We start from the raw sequence: 19,335 nt of genomic DNA on the forward strand, positions 1-19,335 counted from the left end.
GGGTCAGCCCAGGTAGCCCTCGACTTCGTCGGGCGGACGCACCGTCGCCTCCCGTGGGTCGCCCCCGGTTTCGCGCAGCGCCCGACGCTGCCGCAGTAGGTCCCAGCATTGATCGAGTTCGGTCTCGACTTGGCGCAGCCGTTCATGCTCCTCGGATGCGCTGATATCGCCGTGTTGCAGCTGTTCTCGAAGCGACCTTTCCTCGGCGACCAGATCGTGGATACGCGCCAGCGCGTCTTTGTCGGTCGGTTTCATGTCCTCTTCCCCGATTGGTTTTCTCGAATATAGGCTTCAAACCGCTCAGACAAGAACGCACGCACGGATCAGTCCCGTTCATCAACATGAGGGAGAGCCATGGCGGGTTCCGACGAAGCATCCGACACCACTGAGTGGCAGCGAACCGCCAAGTTCTACCGGCGGCCGCTTGGCCTGGCGTGGCTGATCGGCCTGGTGGTGATTCCGCTGCTGCTGGGGGTTATCGGCTACGGCGAACTGGACCGCAACCGATCCGAGGCGAACGGGAAGACCGGTGCCCTGCCCACGCTGAGCGCGCCCAAGCCCCCGTCCGGCGCGCCGAGTACACCGACAATTCCCGCCTTGTCGCTGTCACCGGTGTCAATCACCCGGAGCGGCAACGACATCAAGCTTTCCGGTGATCTTCCCAGTCCCACGGCGAAGGCTTCGCTTCTTGACGCGGTGAAGTCGTTCGGCCGCGATGTCAACGTCATCGACAAAGTGCATATCAACCCCAACATCAACTCGCTCGATTTCTCCAAGGCTGGAGCGGTTTTCAAGGCCGCGGCATCAGTTACCGATTTCGGTCTCGCCGTCAAGGGCGACACCATCACGCTGAGCGGGACCGCCGGAAATGGAAACATCGAAGAGGCGATCGAGCAGGCAGCCGACGCCGCTTGGCCCAACCTGAATATCGTTGACACGATGGCGATCAGCGGCCCAGTCATGCCGACCGGACCGTCCAGCGCGCCACCAGCCCCCGGCGCCGCCGGAAATGCTTGCGCCAACCTGCCATCGGACATCAAAGCGCTGGGGCCGATTACCTTCGTCAGCAACGGGTCCACATTGAGCCCGGCTAACGTGCAGACGCTGACCCGGGTCGCTGACAAGCTCAAGGCCTGCCCGGGCAGGAAGGTGACGGTCAACGGCTACACCGACAACACCGGCAACGACGCCGTCAATATTCCGTTGAGCACCAACCGTGCGAACGCCGTCGTCGATTTCCTGATCGCTCGAGGTGTTACCCGCGATCAGCTCACCGCGAAGGGTCATGGCTCCGCCGATCCGATCGCGGACAACGGCAGCCCGGATGGTCAGGCGAAGAACCGTCGCGTCGAAATCGTGGTCAGCTAAGGAGAATCCGGCATGGACTTCGTTATCCAATGGTTGTGGTATCTATTGGCGTTCGTGGTCGGCTCGGCGGTTGCCTGGGTGATCACCGTCGTCACGATCAGGCGCACCAGCGAGGAGCAGGCGTTGGCGGACATGCCCGGCTCGCGTGAGATCGGAGCACCGTGATGCACGATCCGAATAGCTGGCTGATCGTCGTCGCCTTCGTGCTCGGGCTGTTGCTGACGTTCGCGCTGATGATTCGTCGCGTGAAACGCGAAGTGCCGGTGGGCTCGTCGCACTCCGAGAAAGAGAGCGACGGGGATTCCAGCGGCTGACGCAAACCACGCCGACTGTGTGGGTTATGGCGCGAAAAATGCGAAATCGCATACATAACCCACACACTCGGCGCTTGAAAGTTGCGGTGGCGCTGACTGTGCGGCGGTCAGCTAGGGCCGGGCAGACGCAGCAGCAAGCGCACTCCGCCAAGCGGGCTGTTCTCCAGCGAGGCCGTGCCTCCGTGCAGCTGGGCTTGCTGGGCCACCAACGCCAGGCCCAGCCCCGAACCGGAATGCGACGCCGTCGAACCACGGGAGAACCGCTCGAACACCATTCGCCGCTCCTCTTCGGGCACTCCGCTGCCGTTGTCGTCGATGGCGATTTCCACCCCGGCCCGCGAGCTGACCGCGGACAGCTGAACCCGCGTGGCGCCGCCGTGCTTGACGGCATTCGCGATGGCGTTGTCGACGGCCAGCCGTAAGCCTGCGGGCAGCCCGACGATGATGCACGTCGGCGACGGCACCAGCGAGACGTCGAGGTCGGGGTAGATCCGCATGGCGTCATGGGCCGCGCGGTCGAGCAGCTCGGTGATGTCGACCGGCACATGGTCCTCGGAGGTCGAAAGCTCACCCTGCGCCAACCGTTCCAACGCGGTCAGTGTGGCCTCGATGCGGGACTGCGTGCGGATCACGTCGTTGAGGACCTCTTTGCGTTGGTCGTCGGGCAGATCGAGGGTGGCCAGCACTTCGAGGTTGGTGCGCATCGCGGTCAGCGGGGTGCGCAGCTCATGCGATGACACCGCCGCGAAATCCCGGGCCGATGCCAGCGCCTCCTTCGTCCGGTTCTGCTCGTTCCAGATGCGTTGCAGCATGCCGCGCATGGCCTCGGCGATTTCGACGGCCTCGGTGGCGCCGCGCACTTCGACTTGGGGCCGTTCGTCGCCGGCGTCGATCGACCTGGTCTGCTGGGCCAGCCGTTTGAATGGGCGCACCGCGAACGCGGCCAGCAACCAGCCCAAGACGGCGGCGGCGGCGATCGAAAAACTACAGATCAAGATCACCCGGCGGTGCAGATTGTTGGTGTCGGCGATGGTGGCGTCATAGGTGGCGCCCACCGCCACCAACATCGGGTGCGGCGCCGGGATATCCACGGTGCGTACCCGGTAGCGGACCCCGTCGACATAAGTGTCGGCGTAACCGGCCGGCAACTGGGGCAGCGTGACCTTCGAGTTGGAGGTGACGTCGTCGCCTCGGCGCACGGTGATGATGGCGTCCTGGTCGTTGGGGGATTTCGGAATTTCGCCGAGGCCGCGGGGGAGGAACGGGATCGCGAAACCTGCTGCCTCGTCGAGGCGGCGGTCCAGCCGTTCCTTGCGGTCGTTGGTGATGCCCACCCAGACGACGACGCCGACGATGAGTACGGGAATTGCCGCGCCGATGGCCGTCGCCACTACCACCCGCGCCCGCAGCGACGGGGTGCGGGTGAAGATGCGGGACAACAAATTCATGCTCAGGCCTGTCACTGCATGCGCAGCACGAATCCCACTCCACGCACGGTGTGCAGCAGGCGGGGGCCACCGCCGGCCTCCAGCTTGCGCCGCAGGTACCCGATGAACACGTCGACGACGTTGGTGTCGGCTGCGAAGTCATACCCCCACACCAATTCCAGCAACTGCGCGCGCGACAGCACCGCGGTCTTGTGCTCGGCCAGCACGGCGAGCAGGTCGAACTCGCGCTTGGTGAGGTCGACGTCGACGCCGTTGACCCGGGCCCGCCGGCCCGGGATGTCGACCTCGAGGGGGCCCACGGTGATGGTCTCCGCGGAGGACGTCGCGGTTGATCCGCGGCGGCGCAGCAGTGCCCGCACCCGCGCTACCAGCTCCTGCAGGACGAACGGCTTGACCAGGTAGTCGTCCGCGCCGGCCTCCAGGCCGGCGATCCGGTCGTCGACCGAGCTGCGCGCGGACAGCACGCAAACCGGGACGTCGTTGTCCATCGCACGCAGCGCAGTGACCACGCTGACGCCGTCCAGCACGGGCATGTTGATGTCGAGCACGATCGCATCGGGTCGGGTCTCGGTGGCACTGCGCAACGCCTCGGCGCCGTCGACCGCAGTCGACACCTCGAATCCGGACAGTCGCAGGCCACGCTCCAAGGAGGCAAGCACGTCGGAGTCGTCGTCGACAACCAAAACCCGAGGTGAGGTCACACCAGTGTCCATGCCGCCCATGATGCCTGATTGTCCGCCTTAGCTGTGGGAACACCCACCCCGGGTGCCCCGGCGCGGCGACTTGACCTCATCCATTGTTGAGGTTTTAGCCTCGACGGCGTGAATGTCGAGTCGGCGGCCTGGCGCACCCTGCACGGTCAGGTGCACGCGCGGTCCGGTGACCTGCGCTCCCTGCTGGGCGGTGGGCTGCTCCGCCGGATTTGGCGCTTCGCCGGCCGCCATCACCGCAGGCTGGGCGGGTTCGTCGCGGTCAGCGTGGTGAGCGCGTTGCTGACCGTCGCGACCCCGGTGCTCGCCGGACACGTGGTCGACGAGATCGTCGGTGGGGCGTCGGCGTCTGCAGTCGTGCTGCTGGCGTCGGTGATCGCCGTGGTCGCCCTCGTCGAGGCCGTCGTGTCGCTGATCACCCGCTGGCTGTCGTCGACCATCGGCGAGGGGCTGATCCTCGATCTGCGGACGGCCGTGTTCGACCATGTTCAGCGGATGCCGGTGGCCTTCTTCACCCGCACCCGCACCGGTGCGCTGGTCAGCCGGTTGAGCAACGACGTCATAGGCGCCCAGCGCGCGTTTTCCGACACGCTCTCCGGTGTGGTGTCCAACCTGGTCACGCTGACGTTGACGTTGGTCGTAATGGCCGGCATCTCGTGGCAGATCACCTTGCTGTCGCTATTGCTGGTTCCGCTGTTCGTCGTGCCCGCGCGTCGCATCGGCACCACGATGGCGCGGCTGAGCCGCGAGAGCGCGACCTACAACGCGACGATGAACAGCCAGATGACCGAGCGGTTTTCCGCTCCGGGTGCGACGCTGGTCAAGCTTTTCGGCGATCCGGCCCGCGAGTCGCGCGAGTTCGCGGTGCGCGCCGCTCGGGTGCGCGACATCGGCGTGAAGTCGTCGATGCTGCAGTCCGTTTTCATGAACTCGCTGACACTGATGTCCGCGCTGGCGCTGGCCGTGGTCTACGGATTGGGCGGGGTGCTGGCCATCGGCGGGCATCTGCCGGCGGGCGCAATCGTCTCGATGGCGATGCTGCTGACCCGGCTGTACGCTCCGCTGACCGCATTGGTCAATGCCCGGGTGGAGATCGCCAGCGCGCTGGTCAGCTTCGAGCGGGTCTTCGAGGTGCTCGACCTGGTACCGCTGGTCGGCGAACGCCCCGGTGCTCGGCCGGTGCCCGCCGGCCCGGTTTCCGTGCAGTTCGACCATGTCCGGTTCGGCTATCCCTCGGCGGACAAGGTTTCGCTGGCCTCGCTGGAAGAGGTCGCGGAGCTCGACGATCGTGGCGGAGACGAAGTGCTGCACGGGATTTCGTTCACCGCCGTGCCGGGACAGATGGTCGCGTTGGTGGGGTCGTCGGGAGCAGGCAAGTCCACGATCGCGGCGCTGCTGGCGCGGCTCCACGACGTCGACTCTGGCGTGGTGCGGTTATCCGGCGTCGACGTGCGCGACCTGACCACCGCGTCGCTACGCCAGACCGTCGGCCTGGTCACCCAGGATGGTCACCTGTTCCACGAATCCATCCGGTCCAACTTGCAGTTGGCAGCACCCGGCGCCACCGACGACGAGCTGTGGCAGGCGCTGCGACGGGCGCGGCTAGCCGAGGTCGTCGCCGAGATGCCGGACGGTCTGGACACCGTGGTGGGCGAACGCGGTTATCGCCTTTCCGGCGGTCAGCGGCAGCGACTGACCATCGCCCGACTGCTATTGCGAAACTCGCGGGTGGTCATCCTGGACGAGGCGACGGCATCGCTGGATTCATCTTCCGAAGCCGCTGTGCAGCAAGCACTTTCCGAGGCGTTGACCGGCCGGACGTCGATCGTCATCGCGCACCGGCTTTCCACCGTTCGGGCTGCCGATCTCATCCTCGTCGTCGAGGCCGGCCGAATCGTCGAGCGTGGAACTCATCAGCAACTGTTGGCCCGCGGCGGGCGTTACGCCGAGCTGTACGAAACCCAGTTCGGCGTGGGGGACTCGGCGGCGGCGTAAGTGCTTGCGGTCGAATGATGTAACCAAACGATCTCGAATTTCGCTGAATAGTTACGGTTTCGACGCACCGCAGCGACTATTCGCGACCGGGGGTCATGCGATGATCGTCAATTAGTCGGCATGCTATGTCATTTCAGGCAGGGAGACACGTCCGTCGTGGATGAAGTCACGCGCGTGCACCATGCGAGATCGTGCACACCGGTCATCGCGGCGGCGCCGGCCCGCCGGACCGCGAATACGGATCTGCGACGCTTACTGCCGTATCTGATGCCCTGTCGCGCACGCTGGATCGCGATGATCCTGACAGCGGTCACCGGCCTCGTTGCGGCTGTGGCGATCCCGTTGATGACCAAGGCCGTGATCGACGGACCGGTGCACCATCATGACCAGCACGGCCTGTGGGTATTGGGGGCGGCCGCCGTCGGCATCGGCATTTGCGAGGCGGTGCTCTCGTTCATCCGGCGCTGGCTGGTGGCGCACGCGACCATGGGCGTCGAGGCGGATATCCGCAAGGATCTCTACGCCCGCCTGCAGATTCTGCCGATGTCGTTTCACCAGCGGTGGCAATCGGGGCAATTGGTGTCGCGAATCATGAATGATCTGGCCACCATTCGCCGGTTCTTCTCCTTCGCAGTGGTCTTCCTGGTGCTCAACACCCTGCAGATCACAGTCGTGACGGCATGTCTGCTGGCGATGTATTGGCCGCTAGGCGTCGTCGTCCTGGTGTCAGTTGTCCCGATCGCGGCCACCGTGCTGCACTTCCAGCGGCAGTACACCCGTCTATCACGGAGGTCGCAGGACCAATCCGGCCACGTCGCAACGCATGTCGAGGAGTCCGCGGCCGGCAGGCGCGTGGTGATGTCATTCGGGCGCGAAGAATATGTGTACCGCCGGTTCGACGCACAGGCCACCGCGCTCTATGACGTTGGGATCCGGCAGGTTTCGGTGTCGGCAAGGTTCTGGACGCTGCTGGAGATCATTCCCAATCTGACCCTGATCGTTGTGCTGGGTCTCGGCGCGTATGCGGCAGGCCACGGCCTCGTCACCCTGGGTACCCTGGCCGCGTTCATCACCATGGCGCTGTCGCTGGTCTGGCCCATCACGTCGCTGGGCTTCTTGCTGTCGATGACCCAGGAATCAATGACAGCGGCCAACCGAATCGCCGAGATCTTCGACGCCCCAAGGGAGATCACCGACGGGCCGCACGGCGATTCGCCGTCGCACGGGCACCTGGAACTCCGTGACGTCGGCTTTCGCCTGCCGGGCGCCGCCGGAAACGACGGCTGGATACTGCGCCATGTAACCGTCACCGTCGAGCCCGGCGAGACCCTGGCCGTCGTCGGTGCCACCGGTTCGGGCAAGTCGGCCCTGGCGGCGCTGCTCTCTCGGCTGTATGACGTGACGGAGGGGCAGATACTCATCGACGGCCGGGACATCCGCGAGCTGTCCCTGCCCGCCCTACGGCGTGCCGTGGCGACGGCATTCGAGGATCCCACGTTGTTCTCGATGTCGGTGGCCGAGAACCTGCGGCTGGGCCGCCCGGATGCCAGCGACGCCGAACTGGCCCGGGCCATCGACATCGCCGCGGCGCATTTCATCTACGACCTGCCGTTCGGGCTTGACACCCGGATCGGCGAGCAGGGCATGAACCTGTCCGGGGGACAACGCCAGCGGATATCGCTGGCCCGGGCCATCCTCGCCGTGCCAGCGATACTCGTGATCGACGACACGCTTTCGGCCCTCGACATGCACACCGAGGCGCAGGTCACCGATGCGCTGCAGCGGGCGCTGTATGGGGTCACCGGCCTGGTGATCGCACACCGGGCGTCTACCGTGCGACTCGCGGACAAGGTTGCGCTGCTGAGCCAGAACGAATTCGGCGGGACCATCACCCACGTCGGGACGCATACCGAGCTGCTCGCCCGCGTGCCGGCCTACCGTTACCTGCTCGCCGCCGATGACCCGATCGACGAAGACTGGCCGACTTGGCAGGACGAAGAGGACGGGCGCCTTCTCGACGGCGCCGCCGAAGAGTTGGCGACGCTAGGTACTTAGAGGAGAGCCGGCGATGTCCACGGACCTTTGGCGTGGCCGCGTCGCGGTTAGCCATGACGACGATGACTTGCCCGCCGACGAAACCGTGCCCCGCTACCGCGAGGGACACACGCTGCTGTGGTCGCTGCTGAGACCGTTTCGCCGCACCGTGACCTTACTGGCGGTCGTGGTAGTGGTGGAAAACGTTGCGCGGCTTATGGTTCCGCTGCTGGTCCGACGGGGCATCGACCACGGTATCCCGCCGATACTGGTCGGTGGGCCGGCGAACGAGCTGACGCTGATCGTCGCCATGTTGTGCGGTGCGGTGCTCACGCAGGCCATATGTCGGCTGTTCTTCCTCAACCGATCCGGGCAAGTGCGCCTGATGGTGCTGCTGGAGTTGCGGCGCCGGCTGTTTCGCCATTTTCAGCAGCTCGATATCGAATTTCATGACCGATATACGACCGGACGGGTAGTGAGCCGGTCGACCAACGACGTCGATGCCATCCAGGACGTGCTGGCCAGCGGATTCGACTTCCTGATCAAAGCGGTCTTGACGCTGACGGGTGCGACGGTCCTGCTGGTGGTGCTGGACTGGCGGCTCGGGCTGATCTGCCTGCTGGCTTGCCCCTTGCTGGTGGGCCTGGCCGGATGGTTTCGGTCGGAATCGTCGAAGACCTATCGGGAGGTGCGCGAGAGCACCGCCACGGTCATCGTGCAGTTCGTAGAGACGATGGCAGGCATCAAAGCCGTGCAAGCGTACCGGCGTGAGCCGCGTAACCAGCAGATCTTCGAGGACGTCGCCGACCGTTACCGGGCAATCAACGAGAAGGCGTTCAAGCTGCTCGCCATCTTCATGCCCGGCGTGAACCTGGTCAGCCACCTGACCACCGGCGCGGTGCTGCTCTATGGCGGGTACCGGGCGCTTCACGCTGAGATGACGATCGGCACACTCGCGGCCTTTCTGCTCTATCTGCGTATGTTCTTCGACCCGATGCAGGAGCTCACGCAGTTCTTCAACGCCTTTCAGTCGGCGTCGTCGGCGCTGGCGAAGTTGGCCGGTGTGCTCGCCGAGCGGCCGGCGATCGAAGACCCGCCGGCGTCGCTACGCGCGGCACCGGAACCAGGCCGGATAGCGGGAACGGTCGCTTTTCACGATGTCCACTTCGGGTACGTGCCCGGGCGGGCGGTCGTCAGCGGCTTGTCGTTGAGTGTTCCCGCGGGTCAGACCGTTGCCCTGGTCGGAACGACCGGTGCGGGCAAGAGCACCATCGCCAAACTGCTCGCGCGGTTCTACGACCCGACATCGGGGTCGGTGACCCTGGACGGCATCGATCTTCGCGAGCTTGCTCTGACCGATCTGCGCCGCCACATCGTGATGGTCACCCAGGAGAACTTCGTGTTCTCCGGAACCATCGCCGACAACATCCGGTTCGGTCGCCCCGAGGCCACCGACGCCGAGGTCCGGCAGGCCGCCGAGATGGTCGGCGCAGACCGGTTCATCGCCGCGATGCCCGAGGGCTACCACACCGACGTCTCGAACCGCGGCGGCAGGCTATCCGCCGGCCAGCGTCAGCTCATCGCGCTTGCCAGGGCCTTGCTTGCCGACCCCGCCGTGTTAGTTGTCGATGAAGCGACTTCGGCGCTGGATATCCCCAGTGAGCGGATGGTCCAGCGCGCGCTGCAGTCGGTGCTGGCTGGTCGGACCGCATTAGTCATCGCTCATCGGCTGGCCACCGTCCAGGTCGCCGACCGGGTGCTGGTGCTCGAACACGGTCGCATCGTCGAGGACGGCCCACCTGACCAGCTCCGCCGTGACCCCGGCGGGCGATACGCGTCGCTACACCGGGCGTGGATGCGGTCGCTCGCGTGACCTGCCGCCACGCGATTCTGGTCCACAGGATCTTCCTAGGGTGACAGAGGAAATATATGTGTTGCGTCACAGGTTTAGGGGTTTAAAGATCGGCACCACGCACGAAGGAGGTGACAAAGATGAACGAATATCGTCGGCCCCGTGACGCTCGTCGTGTTGGCGCGCGGATTCTGGACACCGCCGAGGGTGTTCTCGTTGCTTTGCGCCGGTGCCGCCTCGACCACGCATTCGTCGAGATAATGCAGACGGCCAAGCGCCACGGTGTGAACGCTGTCAGCCTGGCTGACGCGCTGGTCGCCATCGCCGAGGACAGGCGGGGTAGCGACCTCGATGACGCGGCCGCGGCCGTTGCCCTCAGTACGTGGGGGCATCTGTTCGGAGCTGACGGGCGCAACATCGCGCTCGACGACGCAGAGGCAGAACAGCTTCCGGCCGCTGACGGTTAAGACGCGAGGTTCTAGGCTCGGTCGTCTTCGGGGATCGGGACGACGATGGCTTGGTCGATCAGATCGGCCGGGTTGGCATCGCGATCAGCGAGATCTGCGACGTAGGAGGCGTCCAGGCCGGGTTCATCATCGAAATCGACGACGCGATGTTGTTCCATCGCATCAGCTTCCGGTGTTTCGTCTACTGGCACGATGCGTCGGACGTCCGTCATGGTCGGAGCCCCTCCTTCCCGATCGCGATGTGCTGTTGGGTAGCGCGGTGCGGCGAGCCTTTAGTTCGGCGTTGTCGGACCGCAGCGCGGTGTTATCGGATTCTAGTTGGTTGTTCCTGTCTTCCAACTCGAGTATCTGGACGACGCCGGCGAGGTTGATCCCCTGGTCAACCAGCTCGCTGATTCGTTTCACACGGCGCAGGTCGTCATCGCTGTAGCGCCTGGTGCCGCCGTCGGTGCGGGACGGAGTCAGCAGTCCCCAGCGCTCGTATAGCCGCAAGGTCTGTGGCCCGATGCCCGAGAGCTCGGATGCCACCGAGATGCCATAGACGCCGCGCGCAGAGCGCGGTGTCGCGTCGTGGGTCACCGCTTCTCCATCCCCTTGCGACCGTACCTATTTGCGGCTTGCACAAAGCTATCATAGTAGACATGACAAAGCTATGTCAGCAACCATAGATTATCCAAAGTTGTGGCGAACCCATCGACGCGCTGGATAAGTGCTCGGACCTCGTACAAGGGGGCCGTCCGGGGCTGGACCCCGCCGCGCGCTGGCGCTCGCCTGAGTTGGGCCATCATTGCCGCTCATTAGGCCTACGGACCAAAAAAATCTTGTGACTACCACTTGCATAAGTATGCCGCTAGTGCTATCACAAAGCTATGTCGACAGACATAGGTCACCTGCCTAAGACACAGGAGGTTAGATCATGGTGTTGATGCGGACAGACCCATTCCGCGAACTGGACCGGTGGACCCAGCAGGTGCTGGGCACCGCGGCACGGCCGGCCGTCATGCCGATGGATGCGTGGCGAGAAGGCGACAAGTTCATCGTCGAGTTCGATCTGCCTGGCGTGAACGCGGACTCACTCGACCTGGATGTCGAGCGCAATGTCCTTACCGTCCGCGCCGAGCGGCCTGAGCTGGACCAGAACCGGGAGATGGTTTCGGCCGAGCGCCCGCGCGGCGTGTTCAGCCGGCAATTGTTCCTCGGGGAGAACCTCGACACCGAGAAGATCGAGGCCGCCTACCACGACGGCGTCCTGCGGCTCACGATTCCGGTGGCCGAGAAGGCCAAGCCGCGTCGCATCGAAATCAGCCACGACGGCCATCAGACGGCGATCAACGCCTAAGGGTCGCCGCCAGATAGCCCGGGGCCGCAACGCCGGCGACCCGTTGGCGTCGCGTCGGTCGCGGCCCTACCTATGGCCAACCTGTCGGATGACGACGAGGAGGTGATGCGTCGACAGTCGAAACCGCAGCGGTGACGCTCGTGCCGTCCACAAGGATTGCTACGGATAGCGGCTGACGCAGATCGCGCACGCATCGCCACTGGTTGTGGCCGTTTTGGTGGATCGCACGAATGTCATCGACGAGGGGTGGGCGCCGTTGGCCCGGTCGGCGCGCCCACCCCCGCATACGACTGTCGGCCTGGGCTGGAACGGCTTGGAAAGGCGCAGGTGCCAGACGATGACTGACCCCTACTCCGTGCTCGGTGTGTCGCCGAGCGCGACCCAGGCCGAAATCACGCACGCTTACCGGCGTCAACTGCGGGACTACCACCCCGATAGACGCTCCGACCAAGCGAATTCGGGAGCCGACGAGCGGCTGCGCCAAATACTGGCCGCCTATGCGCTGCTGCGCGACCCGCGTCGTCGCGCGGATTATGACCGCGCGCATCCGGTCCGCAAGGACACTCCTACCGTCCGGATACCGGTAACCCGCACGCGTTCTCGCGACCGCGAGGAACCGCCACTGCGGGCCGGACCCGTCCGCTGGCAGCGTTGAGCGGCTCAGGGCAACCCGATCCGACGGTGGCGGTCAAGACGGGCAGCCATCCGTTCGGCATCTCGTGCGGCCCGCAGCGTGTGCACTTCGCGCGCGATGGCCCGGGATAGCCGTTTGGCGAATGCGATCGGTTCGTCGGCCGCGTCGGGATACTCCGGGACGATGACGTCGACGATCCCCGATGCCTGCAAGTCTTTGGACCGGATGCCTTGTGCTGCAGCAAGTTCGGCGGCATGCGCAGTGTCACGGAACATGATCGCACTCGCCCCCTCGGGAGGCAGCGGAGCCAGCCAACCATGCAGCGCGGCCAACACCCGGTCGGCGGGCAGCATCGCCAGTGCCGGACCACCGCTGCCCTGACCGAGGAGCACCGACACCGTGGGGGTGTCGAGCGTGATGAGTTCGGCCAGACAGCGCGCGATCTCACCGGCAAGACCGCCCTGCTCGGCCGCTTCGGATAGCGCGGGCCCGGCGGTGTCGATGATGAGCACCAAGGGCAGCCGCAGGCCGGCGGCCAGCGCCATGCCGCGCCGGGCTTCACGCAGGGCGGCCGGACCGACGGTCCCGCCGAAGAGGCGCTGCTGACCCAGCACGACGGCGGGCTGGCCGCCGAAGCGCGCCAATGCCAGCAGCATGCTGCCCGCCTCGCCCTGCCCGGTACCCGACAACAGGACCCGCTCGGTGGCGCCATGGCGCAGCAGAGTGCCGATGCCCGGGCGCTGCTCCCTTCGGGAAGCCATCACCGAATCCCATGCCGGCACATCGGGTATCGGCTTCTCTTCGACGGCGGGAGGCGGTACCGCCGGTGGATCCACCAACACCTTCAGCGCTCGTTCGGTTGTGCGGCGCAGCCATTTGAGCGGGATGACACCGTCGATCACGCCGTGGCGTTGCAGATTTTCGGCGACCTGAATTCCCGGCGGGAACGGTTCGCCATAGAGCTGCTCGTAGACGCGGGGACCGAGGAAGCCGATCAAGGCACCGGGCTCGGCGATGGTGACATGTCCCAGCGACCCCCACGACGCGAACACCCCGCCGGTAGTCGGGTGGCGCAGATAAACGAGGTAGGGCAGGTTCGCTCGGTTGTGCAGTTCGATCGCGGCGCTGATCTTGACCATCTGCACGAACGCGACGGTGCCTTCCTGCATCCGGGTGCCACCGGAGCTGGGTGAGGCCAGCAACGGCAGCCCTTGCGCGGTCGCTCGCTCGATCGCCGTGGTGATCCGCTCGGCGGCGGCCACCCCGATCGAGCCGGCCAAGAAGTCGAACTCGCAGGCGATCACCGCCACCCGCCGGCCGTGGACCCGCCCTTCGCCGGTGACCACCGACTCGCTGAGGCCGGTCGCAGCCCGGGCGGCGGCCAACTCGCGCGCGTACGCCTCGGTTATCGATACCCCCACGGGCTCGGTGTCCCAGCTGACGAACGATCCCGCGTCGAGCACCGCATCGCGCAATTCGTCGGCGCTGATCCGGCTCACCGCATGAGGGTAGCCAGCTCTCGATAGGGTGGGCGCATGATCGGTCTCACCCGCGTCGAAGACGTCATGACCATTGAGCTGCAGCGGCCCGAGCGACGCAACGCGCTGAATTCTCAGCTCGTCGACGAGCTGCGCGAAGCCGTGGAGAAGGCTGCCGGCGAGAACGTCCGCGCGATCGTCTTGACCGGTCAGGGCACGGTGTTCTGCGCCGGCGCAGATCTAAGCGGTGACGCGTTCGCCGCCGACTACCCCGATCGGCTCATCGAACTGCACAAAGCGATGGACGCGACGCCGATTCCGGTGATCGGCGCGATCAACGGACCGGCGATCGGCGCCGGCCTGCAGCTGGCGATGCAATGCGACCTGAGGGTGGTTGCGCCCGAGGCCTTTTTCCAGTTTCCGACGTCGAAATACGGCCTGGCACTGGACAACTGGAGCATTCGCCGACTGTCGTCGCTAGCCGGTCACGGCCGCGCCCGGGCCATGCTGTTGTCCGCGGAAAAATTGACCGCCGAGACGGCGTTGCAGACCGGAATGGCCAACCGGATCGGGACGTTGGCCGACGCGCAGGCCTGGGCCGCCGAAATCGCCGGCCTGGCGCCGCTGGCCCTGCAGCACGCCAAGCGGGTACTCAACGACGATGGCGCTATCGAAGAGGCATCGCCGGTCCACAAGGAACTCTTCGACAAGGCCTGGGCCAGCCAAGACGTGATCGAAGCCCAGGTGGCTCGCATGGAGAAGCGGCCACCGAAGTTCCAGGGAGCCTGATCGCATGCTGCGCGGGGCGCTGCGACTGGCCGCCGGCACGGTCACGCTGGCGACCGGCGGGTTGATGCTGCGGGCGTTGCACGGCGCCCCGGCTGCCCTCGGCGCAAGCCCCGCTGCCATCCGCGCGGTGGCCGACCGCTCGCCGAATTTTCGCAACGGCGTCTTCGTCAACCTCGAACCGGCTTCGCTCTTCAGCATGGATCGCGAGCAACAGCGGCTGATTCTGCGCGAGGTTATCGGTGGCCGCGCCGCCACCCGGCCGGCCGCGGCGATCCCGGTGGCACCGCCGCAAGCGATGGGTAGTCGCGCCCTCGACCTCGCGGTGTGCTGGCTGGGCCACGCGACGGCGCTGGTGGAGATCGACGGCTATCGGGTGCTCACCGACCCGGTGTGGAACGACCGCTGCTCACCGTCGGATGTGATCGGGCCGCAGCGGATGCATCCACCGCCGATCGAATTGGAGGGGTTACCGGCGCTGGACGCGATCGTCATCAGCCATGACCACTACGACCACCTCGACATCGACACCGTCATTGCGCTGACCCGATCTCAGCGGGCACCGTTCGTCGTCCCGCTCGGTGTCGGTGCGCATCTGCGATCCTGGGGTGTTCCCGATGAGCGGGTCATCGAGCTCGACTGGAACGAGCGAACGCGGGTCGACGACCTCACTCTGATCTGTACGCCCGCCCGACACTTCTCAGGGCGCTTCCTGACCCGCAACACCACGCTGTGGGCGTCGTGGGTGCTGAGCGGTCCAAGCCATCGCGCGTACTTTGCAGGGGATACCGGCTATAGCAACAGCTTTGAGCAGATTGGTTCCGAGCACGGACCGTTCGACCTGACGCTGATGCCGGTCGGTGCTTATAACAAGGCGTGGCCTGACATCCACATGAATCCGGAGGAGGCGGTCCAGGCTCACCTCGATCTCAACGGCCGGTTTTTGGTGCCGATTCACTGGTGCACGTTCCGGCTGGCCCCGCATCCCTGGGCCGAACCGATCGAGCGGCTGCTGGCCGCCGCTGATTCCGCCAAGGTGCAGGTGTCGGTGCCGAAGCCGGGCGAGCGCGTGGGCCCGGGAGGGAATGCGGAATTAGACCCGTGGTGGCGGCTCTGACTCGCTGACAATCGATGGTCCTGACTGCGTAGTGGTGTGGCGCGTAGGTGGCGCTGCTCGCGGGCGCGCGTCAAGCCCAGTTTGTCGGTGACGGTGGGCAGGATGTGGTTCGTGCGTGAACACAAGGTGTGGCGTCGGATTGCTGATCCGGTGGTGGCTGCGCCGCCGGCGGGTGTGCGGATCCGTACGCGGATCAATGTCAGGGCTGATGAGGCGGCGGCCTTGACGAAGATCGGCACGTTGTTAGGTGAGTTATATCGGACCGCGCTAGCAGAACGGATCCGCTGTGGCGTACTGGATGGGGCTGGCCAAGCGCGGTGGCGGGCGGAGCGCAAGCGGGCGTTGACGGCGGTGTCGTCGAGCCGGTGGGCGGGGGCGATCACGCGCGCGGTTGAAGATCAGTACCAGCTGGGGATGCGCGTCTTGGCCGCCCATGTGGGCAACCTGCAATCGGCCGTCGATGTGTTGGCTGAGCGGTGCGCGCTGCGCCCCGGTGAGGTCGCTACCATCGCGCAACCGGACACCGTGGGCGCAAGGCGGGTCAGACGGGGCTATCGCGATGCGGCCGAGCGGTTCGCGAAGACCCGTCGGCTAGCGATACTCCGTGAGCGGCTGGTTATTGCGCAGAAAGCATTGGACACGGGGCGCCCGTCGATCACAGTGGGCGGAAAACGGTTGTGGCGCAACCGCAGTCACCTCAACCAAATCGCGATGAGCGAGCAGCAGTGGCGGCGGCGGTGGGATTCTGCACGCATGTTTGTTACCGCCGACGGAGAGTCCGGCAAAGCCGGCGGTAATGAAACCATCCGTGTCGATGCGAACGGGATCCTGAGAATCAAGGTCCCCGTTGCGCTGGCCGCCCAACTCGGCTCGCATGTTGTCATCGCCGCGCCGGTGCGGTTTGTCCACCGCGGCGATGAGTGGGCCGATCGGGTGGCCACTCGGCAGGCGATCCGCTACGACATCCACTACGAGCCCGAACGTCGCCGCTGGTATCTAGACGCCTCGTGGAAAGCCGATCCTCAACCGCCGCCATCGCTGGTTGAGCTCCGGGCCGGGTGCGTGGTGGGTGTCGACCTTAATGCCGATCATCTGGCAGCTTGTATTCTCGACCGGTTCGGCAACGTGATAGGGACGCCGATCACCATCCCGATACCCACGGCTGTGCTGCCGGCCTCCCGGCGCGACGGCCATGTGCGGACGGCGATCACCGCGCTGCTCAACCACGCCGAACGCACGAGCTGCACCGCGGTGGTGATCGAAAACCTTGATTTCGCCGACGCGCGCGCGATCGGGCGCGAAATCCTGGGCCGAGGCGTGCGGGCAAAGCGGTTTCGCCGCACCGTAGCCGGCATCCCCACGCGCAGGTTCCGCAACCGGCTGGTCGCAATGGCGGCCAGACGCGGCATCGCCGTCATCGGCGTCGACGCCGCTTATACCAGCGTCTGGGGGGAGCAGCACTGGCGTAAACCCTTACGGCAACAGGCTTCCGACCCGGCCACCGTCACCCGTCATCACGGTGCGGCGGCCGCGATCGGCAGACGTGGTCTCGGCATGGAGATCAGGCGACGCCCGGCAGGACCCCGTAACGGACAGCGGACCGCTGCGGGCACGCCACCGGATCGGCCCGACCGCCATTTCGAGGCCACAGGCAGGTGCGGTAGTTTCGGTCCACCGACACGCCCACTGGGAGGCGACCGGTCCACCGAACAACACCCGCCAGCCGCGGTCAGCACCGTTCGGGCCGCAACCCCGCAGGACTCACCCCTGCTCACTAATCAGGAACGGTCGGCTATCGGAAAGGACGGACTCATGGGATTTCTGGACAAGGCCAAGCAGCTGTTGTCGCAGAACGCCGACAAGGTTGAACAGGCCATCGATAAAGCAGGCGACATCGTCGACGACAAGACCAGCGGCAAGTACAAAGACGCCGTCGACAAGGTGCAGGACGCGGCCAAAAAAGCAGTCGACAAGGGCGACCCGCAGAACTGATCCATGGCGAAACTCTCCGGATCCATCGACGTGCCGCTGCCTCCGGATCAGGCCTGGGGGCATGCCTCCGACCTGTCCCGCTACAAGGAGTGGCTGACCATCCACCGGGTATGGCGCAGCAAGCTGCCCGACACGCTGCAAAAGGGCACCGTCATCGAGTCGATCGTCGAGGTCAAGGGCATGCCCAACCGGATCAAATGGACGATCGTGCACTACAAGCCGCCGGAGGCGATGACGCTCAACGGCGACGGCGTCGGCGGCGTCAAGGTGAAGCTGCTCGCCAAAGTCAAGCCGAAGGGCGATAACTCGGTGGTCAGCTTCGACGTGCATCTGGGTGGGCCCGCGCTGTTCGGGCCCATCGGGATGATTGTTGCCGCCGCACTGAAGAGCGATATCCGCGAATCGCTGAATAAGTTCGTCAAGGTGTTCGCCCCGGCCTAGCCGAGGCGCGGGCTCGCGCGATGAGTTTTCCGTTCGGCGGCAGTCGATATTGCGTGAGCTCCCATCCGGAGCCCACCCGTACCTCAAGAGGAGACCATCGTGCCGATTCGTAACGCCGCGCCGTTGGGCGCGCCCACTTGGATTGATCTGACGTCATCCGATCTTGACCGCGCTCAGGATTTCTACGGCGCGGTATTCGGCTGGACGTTCGAGTCCGCCGGCCCCGAGTACGGCGGCTATGTCAATGCCGCCAAGGACGGGCACCCGGTCGCCGGGCTGATGGCCAACAACCCGGAGTGGCAGTCTCCGGACGCCTGGTCCACCTACTTCCACACCGCCGACATCAATGCCACGGTATCGGCGCTGACCGCGGCGGGTGGCTCGTCGTGCATCGCGCCGATGGAGGTGCCGGCGAAGGGTTTCATGAGCATGGCCACTGACCCGGCTGGAGCGTCGTTCGGTCTGTGGCAGCCACTGCAACATCGCGGCTTTGAGCTCATCGGGGAGCCCGGCGCGCCGGCCTGGCACCAGCTGACCACGCGGAACTACCGCGTCGCCGTCGACTTCTACCGCGAAGTCTTCGGATGGCGAACCGAACAAGTCTCCGACACCGACGAATTCCGTTACACCACCGCGTGGTTCGGCGATCAGCAATTACTCGGCGTGATGGACGGCGCCGGTGTGCTGCCCGAGGAGGTCCCGTCGCACTGGACCATATTCTTCGGGTCCGAGGACGTCGACAAGACGCTGCAAGTGATCACCGACAACGGCGGCGCCGTACTGCGCGCCGCCGAGGATACTCCCTACGGGCGCCTCGCCGCGGCGACCGACCCGACGGGCGCCGTCTTCAACCTGTCCTCGCTGCAGAGTTAATCGACGGCACCCAGGCCGAAGTCGGCGTAGTCGAAACCGGGCACCACGACGCAGCTGACCAGAGTCGGCTCGTCGTCGCGCGGGCGCGCGCGCTGCCAATACCGCGGGGGCACCAGCACTTGCGGTCGCTCACCGGCGATGATGTCGCTACCGAGCACATGCGTTGTGGCGCTGTGTCGTTCGCTTCCGACATCGAGCAGTAGCGGGCTGCCCCGATGGTAAAGCCACAACTCCGCGCTGCGCACGGTGTGCCAGGCGGACTGCTGGCCGGCCATGAGCAGCAGCAGTATCGCCGATCCCGCGCTGCGCGGTCCGGTGTAGTCGGACGGTAACGCGGACTGGCCCACCATCAGGTCGCTGCGCCACATTTCCTTGAACCAGCCGCCCTCGGGGTTAGGCGCCAGGTCCAGGTGGCGAGCCCAATCCGGGAGCTCCGTCATCGCCTCCTCCGCCCTGTTGTTGGATACCACCCTAAAGCGTTTCCGAC

Annotated in this window: 21 protein-coding genes; 14 read left to right on the forward strand and 7 right to left on the reverse strand. The window is 65.7% G+C overall.

Annotated elements, in window-relative coordinates; translation table 11 throughout:
- Positions 1 to 3: 3 nt before the first annotated feature.
- A complete protein-coding gene (locus AWC06_RS04480; protein WP_085194793.1) occupies positions 4 to 255 on the reverse strand; it encodes a DUF2630 family protein in 252 nt (83 codons plus the stop codon).
- Between the two features lie 99 nt (positions 256 to 354).
- Here AWC06_RS04480 and arfA point away from each other — a divergent pair, with 99 nt between their 5' ends.
- Genes arfA through arfC form a run of 3 tightly spaced genes read left to right on the forward strand, consistent with a single transcriptional unit; the run spans position 355 to position 1,682 of the window.
- Positions 355 to 1,368 carry a channel-forming protein ArfA/OmpATb gene (gene arfA / locus AWC06_RS04485; protein WP_085194795.1) on the forward strand — a complete coding sequence of 338 codons (1,014 nt, stop codon included), beginning with the start codon at positions 355 to 357 and terminating at the stop codon, positions 1,366 to 1,368.
- A 12-nt stretch (positions 1,369 to 1,380) separates the two neighbouring features.
- The gene (gene arfB / locus AWC06_RS23220; protein WP_169715286.1) at positions 1,381 to 1,533 is read left to right on the forward strand and encodes a channel accessory protein ArfB; all 153 of its coding nucleotides are present in this window, start codon (positions 1,381 to 1,383) and stop codon (positions 1,531 to 1,533) included.
- Positions 1,533 to 1,682 carry a channel accessory protein ArfC gene (gene arfC, locus AWC06_RS23225; RefSeq protein ID WP_227370984.1) on the forward strand — a complete coding sequence of 50 codons (150 nt, stop codon included), beginning with the start codon at positions 1,533 to 1,535 and terminating at the stop codon, positions 1,680 to 1,682. Before arfB ends, arfC begins: the two co-directional genes overlap by 1 nt.
- Before the next feature lie 107 nt (positions 1,683 to 1,789).
- Here arfC and AWC06_RS04490 read toward each other — a convergent pair whose 3' ends face one another.
- Together AWC06_RS04490 and prrA are read right to left on the reverse strand one after the other, a co-directional pair.
- Complete coding sequence (locus tag AWC06_RS04490; protein ID WP_085194797.1) at positions 1,790 to 3,130, reverse strand: sensor histidine kinase; 1,341 nt, start codon at positions 3,128 to 3,130, stop codon at positions 1,790 to 1,792.
- Positions 3,131 to 3,141: 11 nt separating this feature from the next.
- On the reverse strand, positions 3,142 to 3,852 hold the full coding sequence (prrA, locus tag AWC06_RS04495; RefSeq protein ID WP_085194799.1) for a two-component system response regulator PrrA: 711 nt from the start codon (positions 3,850 to 3,852) through the stop codon (positions 3,142 to 3,144).
- A 99-nt stretch (positions 3,853 to 3,951) separates the two neighbouring features.
- Here prrA and AWC06_RS04500 point away from each other — a divergent pair, with 99 nt between their 5' ends.
- The 4 genes from AWC06_RS04500 to AWC06_RS04515 all read left to right on the forward strand — a co-directional run bounded on the left by AWC06_RS04500 (position 3,952) and on the right by AWC06_RS04515 (position 10,188).
- Entirely contained in the window at positions 3,952 to 5,835 is a 1,884-nt protein-coding gene (locus AWC06_RS04500; RefSeq protein ID WP_085194801.1) for an ABC transporter ATP-binding protein, read from the forward strand.
- Between the two features lie 156 nt (positions 5,836 to 5,991).
- A complete protein-coding gene (locus AWC06_RS04505) occupies positions 5,992 to 7,890 on the forward strand; it encodes an ABC transporter ATP-binding protein (RefSeq protein ID WP_227370985.1) in 1,899 nt (632 codons plus the stop codon).
- A gap of 13 nt (positions 7,891 to 7,903) precedes the next feature.
- Positions 7,904 to 9,742, forward strand: coding sequence for an ABC transporter ATP-binding protein (locus tag AWC06_RS04510; protein WP_085194803.1), 1,839 nt, complete (start codon positions 7,904 to 7,906; stop codon positions 9,740 to 9,742).
- Positions 9,743 to 9,861: 119 nt separating this feature from the next.
- A complete protein-coding gene (locus AWC06_RS04515; protein WP_085194805.1) occupies positions 9,862 to 10,188 on the forward strand; it encodes a hypothetical protein in 327 nt (108 codons plus the stop codon).
- An 11-nt stretch (positions 10,189 to 10,199) separates the two neighbouring features.
- On the opposite strand, the gene AWC06_RS04520 is transcribed toward AWC06_RS04515, so the two are convergent.
- Together AWC06_RS04520 and AWC06_RS04525 are read right to left on the reverse strand one after the other, a co-directional pair.
- Positions 10,200 to 10,346 carry a hypothetical protein gene (locus AWC06_RS04520; protein ID WP_372458005.1) on the reverse strand — a complete coding sequence of 49 codons (147 nt, stop codon included), beginning with the start codon at positions 10,344 to 10,346 and terminating at the stop codon, positions 10,200 to 10,202.
- A gap of 4 nt (positions 10,347 to 10,350) precedes the next feature.
- Positions 10,351 to 10,767: a MerR family transcriptional regulator gene (locus AWC06_RS04525; protein WP_085194809.1), complete on the reverse strand. Its 417-nt coding sequence runs from the start codon at positions 10,765 to 10,767 to the stop codon at positions 10,351 to 10,353.
- A gap of 337 nt (positions 10,768 to 11,104) precedes the next feature.
- Here AWC06_RS04525 and AWC06_RS04530 point away from each other — a divergent pair, with 337 nt between their 5' ends.
- Both AWC06_RS04530 and AWC06_RS04535 read left to right on the forward strand, forming a co-directional pair.
- Positions 11,105 to 11,527 carry an Hsp20/alpha crystallin family protein gene (locus tag AWC06_RS04530; protein WP_085194811.1) on the forward strand — a complete coding sequence of 141 codons (423 nt, stop codon included), beginning with the start codon at positions 11,105 to 11,107 and terminating at the stop codon, positions 11,525 to 11,527.
- A gap of 337 nt (positions 11,528 to 11,864) precedes the next feature.
- Positions 11,865 to 12,182, forward strand: coding sequence for a J domain-containing protein (locus AWC06_RS04535; RefSeq protein WP_085195119.1), 318 nt, complete (start codon positions 11,865 to 11,867; stop codon positions 12,180 to 12,182).
- Positions 12,183 to 12,187: 5 nt separating this feature from the next.
- Here AWC06_RS04535 and AWC06_RS04540 read toward each other — a convergent pair whose 3' ends face one another.
- Positions 12,188 to 13,660 (reverse strand): acetyl-coenzyme A carboxylase carboxyl transferase subunits beta/alpha, encoded by a 1,473-nt coding sequence (locus tag AWC06_RS04540; RefSeq protein ID WP_085194812.1) that lies wholly within the window; start codon positions 13,658 to 13,660, stop codon positions 12,188 to 12,190.
- A gap of 36 nt (positions 13,661 to 13,696) precedes the next feature.
- On the opposite strand from AWC06_RS04540, the gene AWC06_RS04545 reads away from it, so the two are divergent.
- From AWC06_RS04545 to AWC06_RS04565, 5 genes are all read left to right on the forward strand, one after another.
- Positions 13,697 to 14,428 carry an enoyl-CoA hydratase gene (locus AWC06_RS04545; protein WP_085194814.1) on the forward strand — a complete coding sequence of 244 codons (732 nt, stop codon included), beginning with the start codon at positions 13,697 to 13,699 and terminating at the stop codon, positions 14,426 to 14,428.
- Between the two features lie 4 nt (positions 14,429 to 14,432).
- Positions 14,433 to 15,542, forward strand: a complete 1,110-nt coding sequence (locus AWC06_RS04550) for an MBL fold metallo-hydrolase (protein ID WP_139819901.1) — start codon at positions 14,433 to 14,435, stop codon at positions 15,540 to 15,542.
- Positions 15,543 to 17,354: 1,812 nt separating this feature from the next.
- On the forward strand, positions 17,355 to 17,534 hold the full coding sequence (locus tag AWC06_RS23230) for an antitoxin (protein ID WP_169715294.1): 180 nt from the start codon (positions 17,355 to 17,357) through the stop codon (positions 17,532 to 17,534).
- A gap of 3 nt (positions 17,535 to 17,537) precedes the next feature.
- A complete protein-coding gene (locus AWC06_RS04560) occupies positions 17,538 to 17,975 on the forward strand; it encodes a type II toxin-antitoxin system Rv0910 family toxin (RefSeq protein ID WP_085194818.1) in 438 nt (145 codons plus the stop codon).
- Between the two features lie 99 nt (positions 17,976 to 18,074).
- Positions 18,075 to 18,848: a VOC family protein gene (locus AWC06_RS04565; RefSeq protein ID WP_085194820.1), complete on the forward strand. Its 774-nt coding sequence runs from the start codon at positions 18,075 to 18,077 to the stop codon at positions 18,846 to 18,848.
- On the opposite strand, the gene AWC06_RS04570 is transcribed toward AWC06_RS04565, so the two are convergent.
- The gene (locus tag AWC06_RS04570) at positions 18,845 to 19,288 is read right to left on the reverse strand and encodes a cupin domain-containing protein (protein ID WP_085195123.1); all 444 of its coding nucleotides are present in this window, start codon (positions 19,286 to 19,288) and stop codon (positions 18,845 to 18,847) included. The genes AWC06_RS04565 and AWC06_RS04570 overlap by 4 nt on opposite strands.
- Positions 19,289 to 19,335: the final 47 nt, after the last annotated feature.

This window comes from Mycobacterium fragae (assembly GCF_002102185.1).
Taxonomy (GTDB): domain Bacteria; phylum Actinomycetota; class Actinomycetes; order Mycobacteriales; family Mycobacteriaceae; genus Mycobacterium; species Mycobacterium fragae.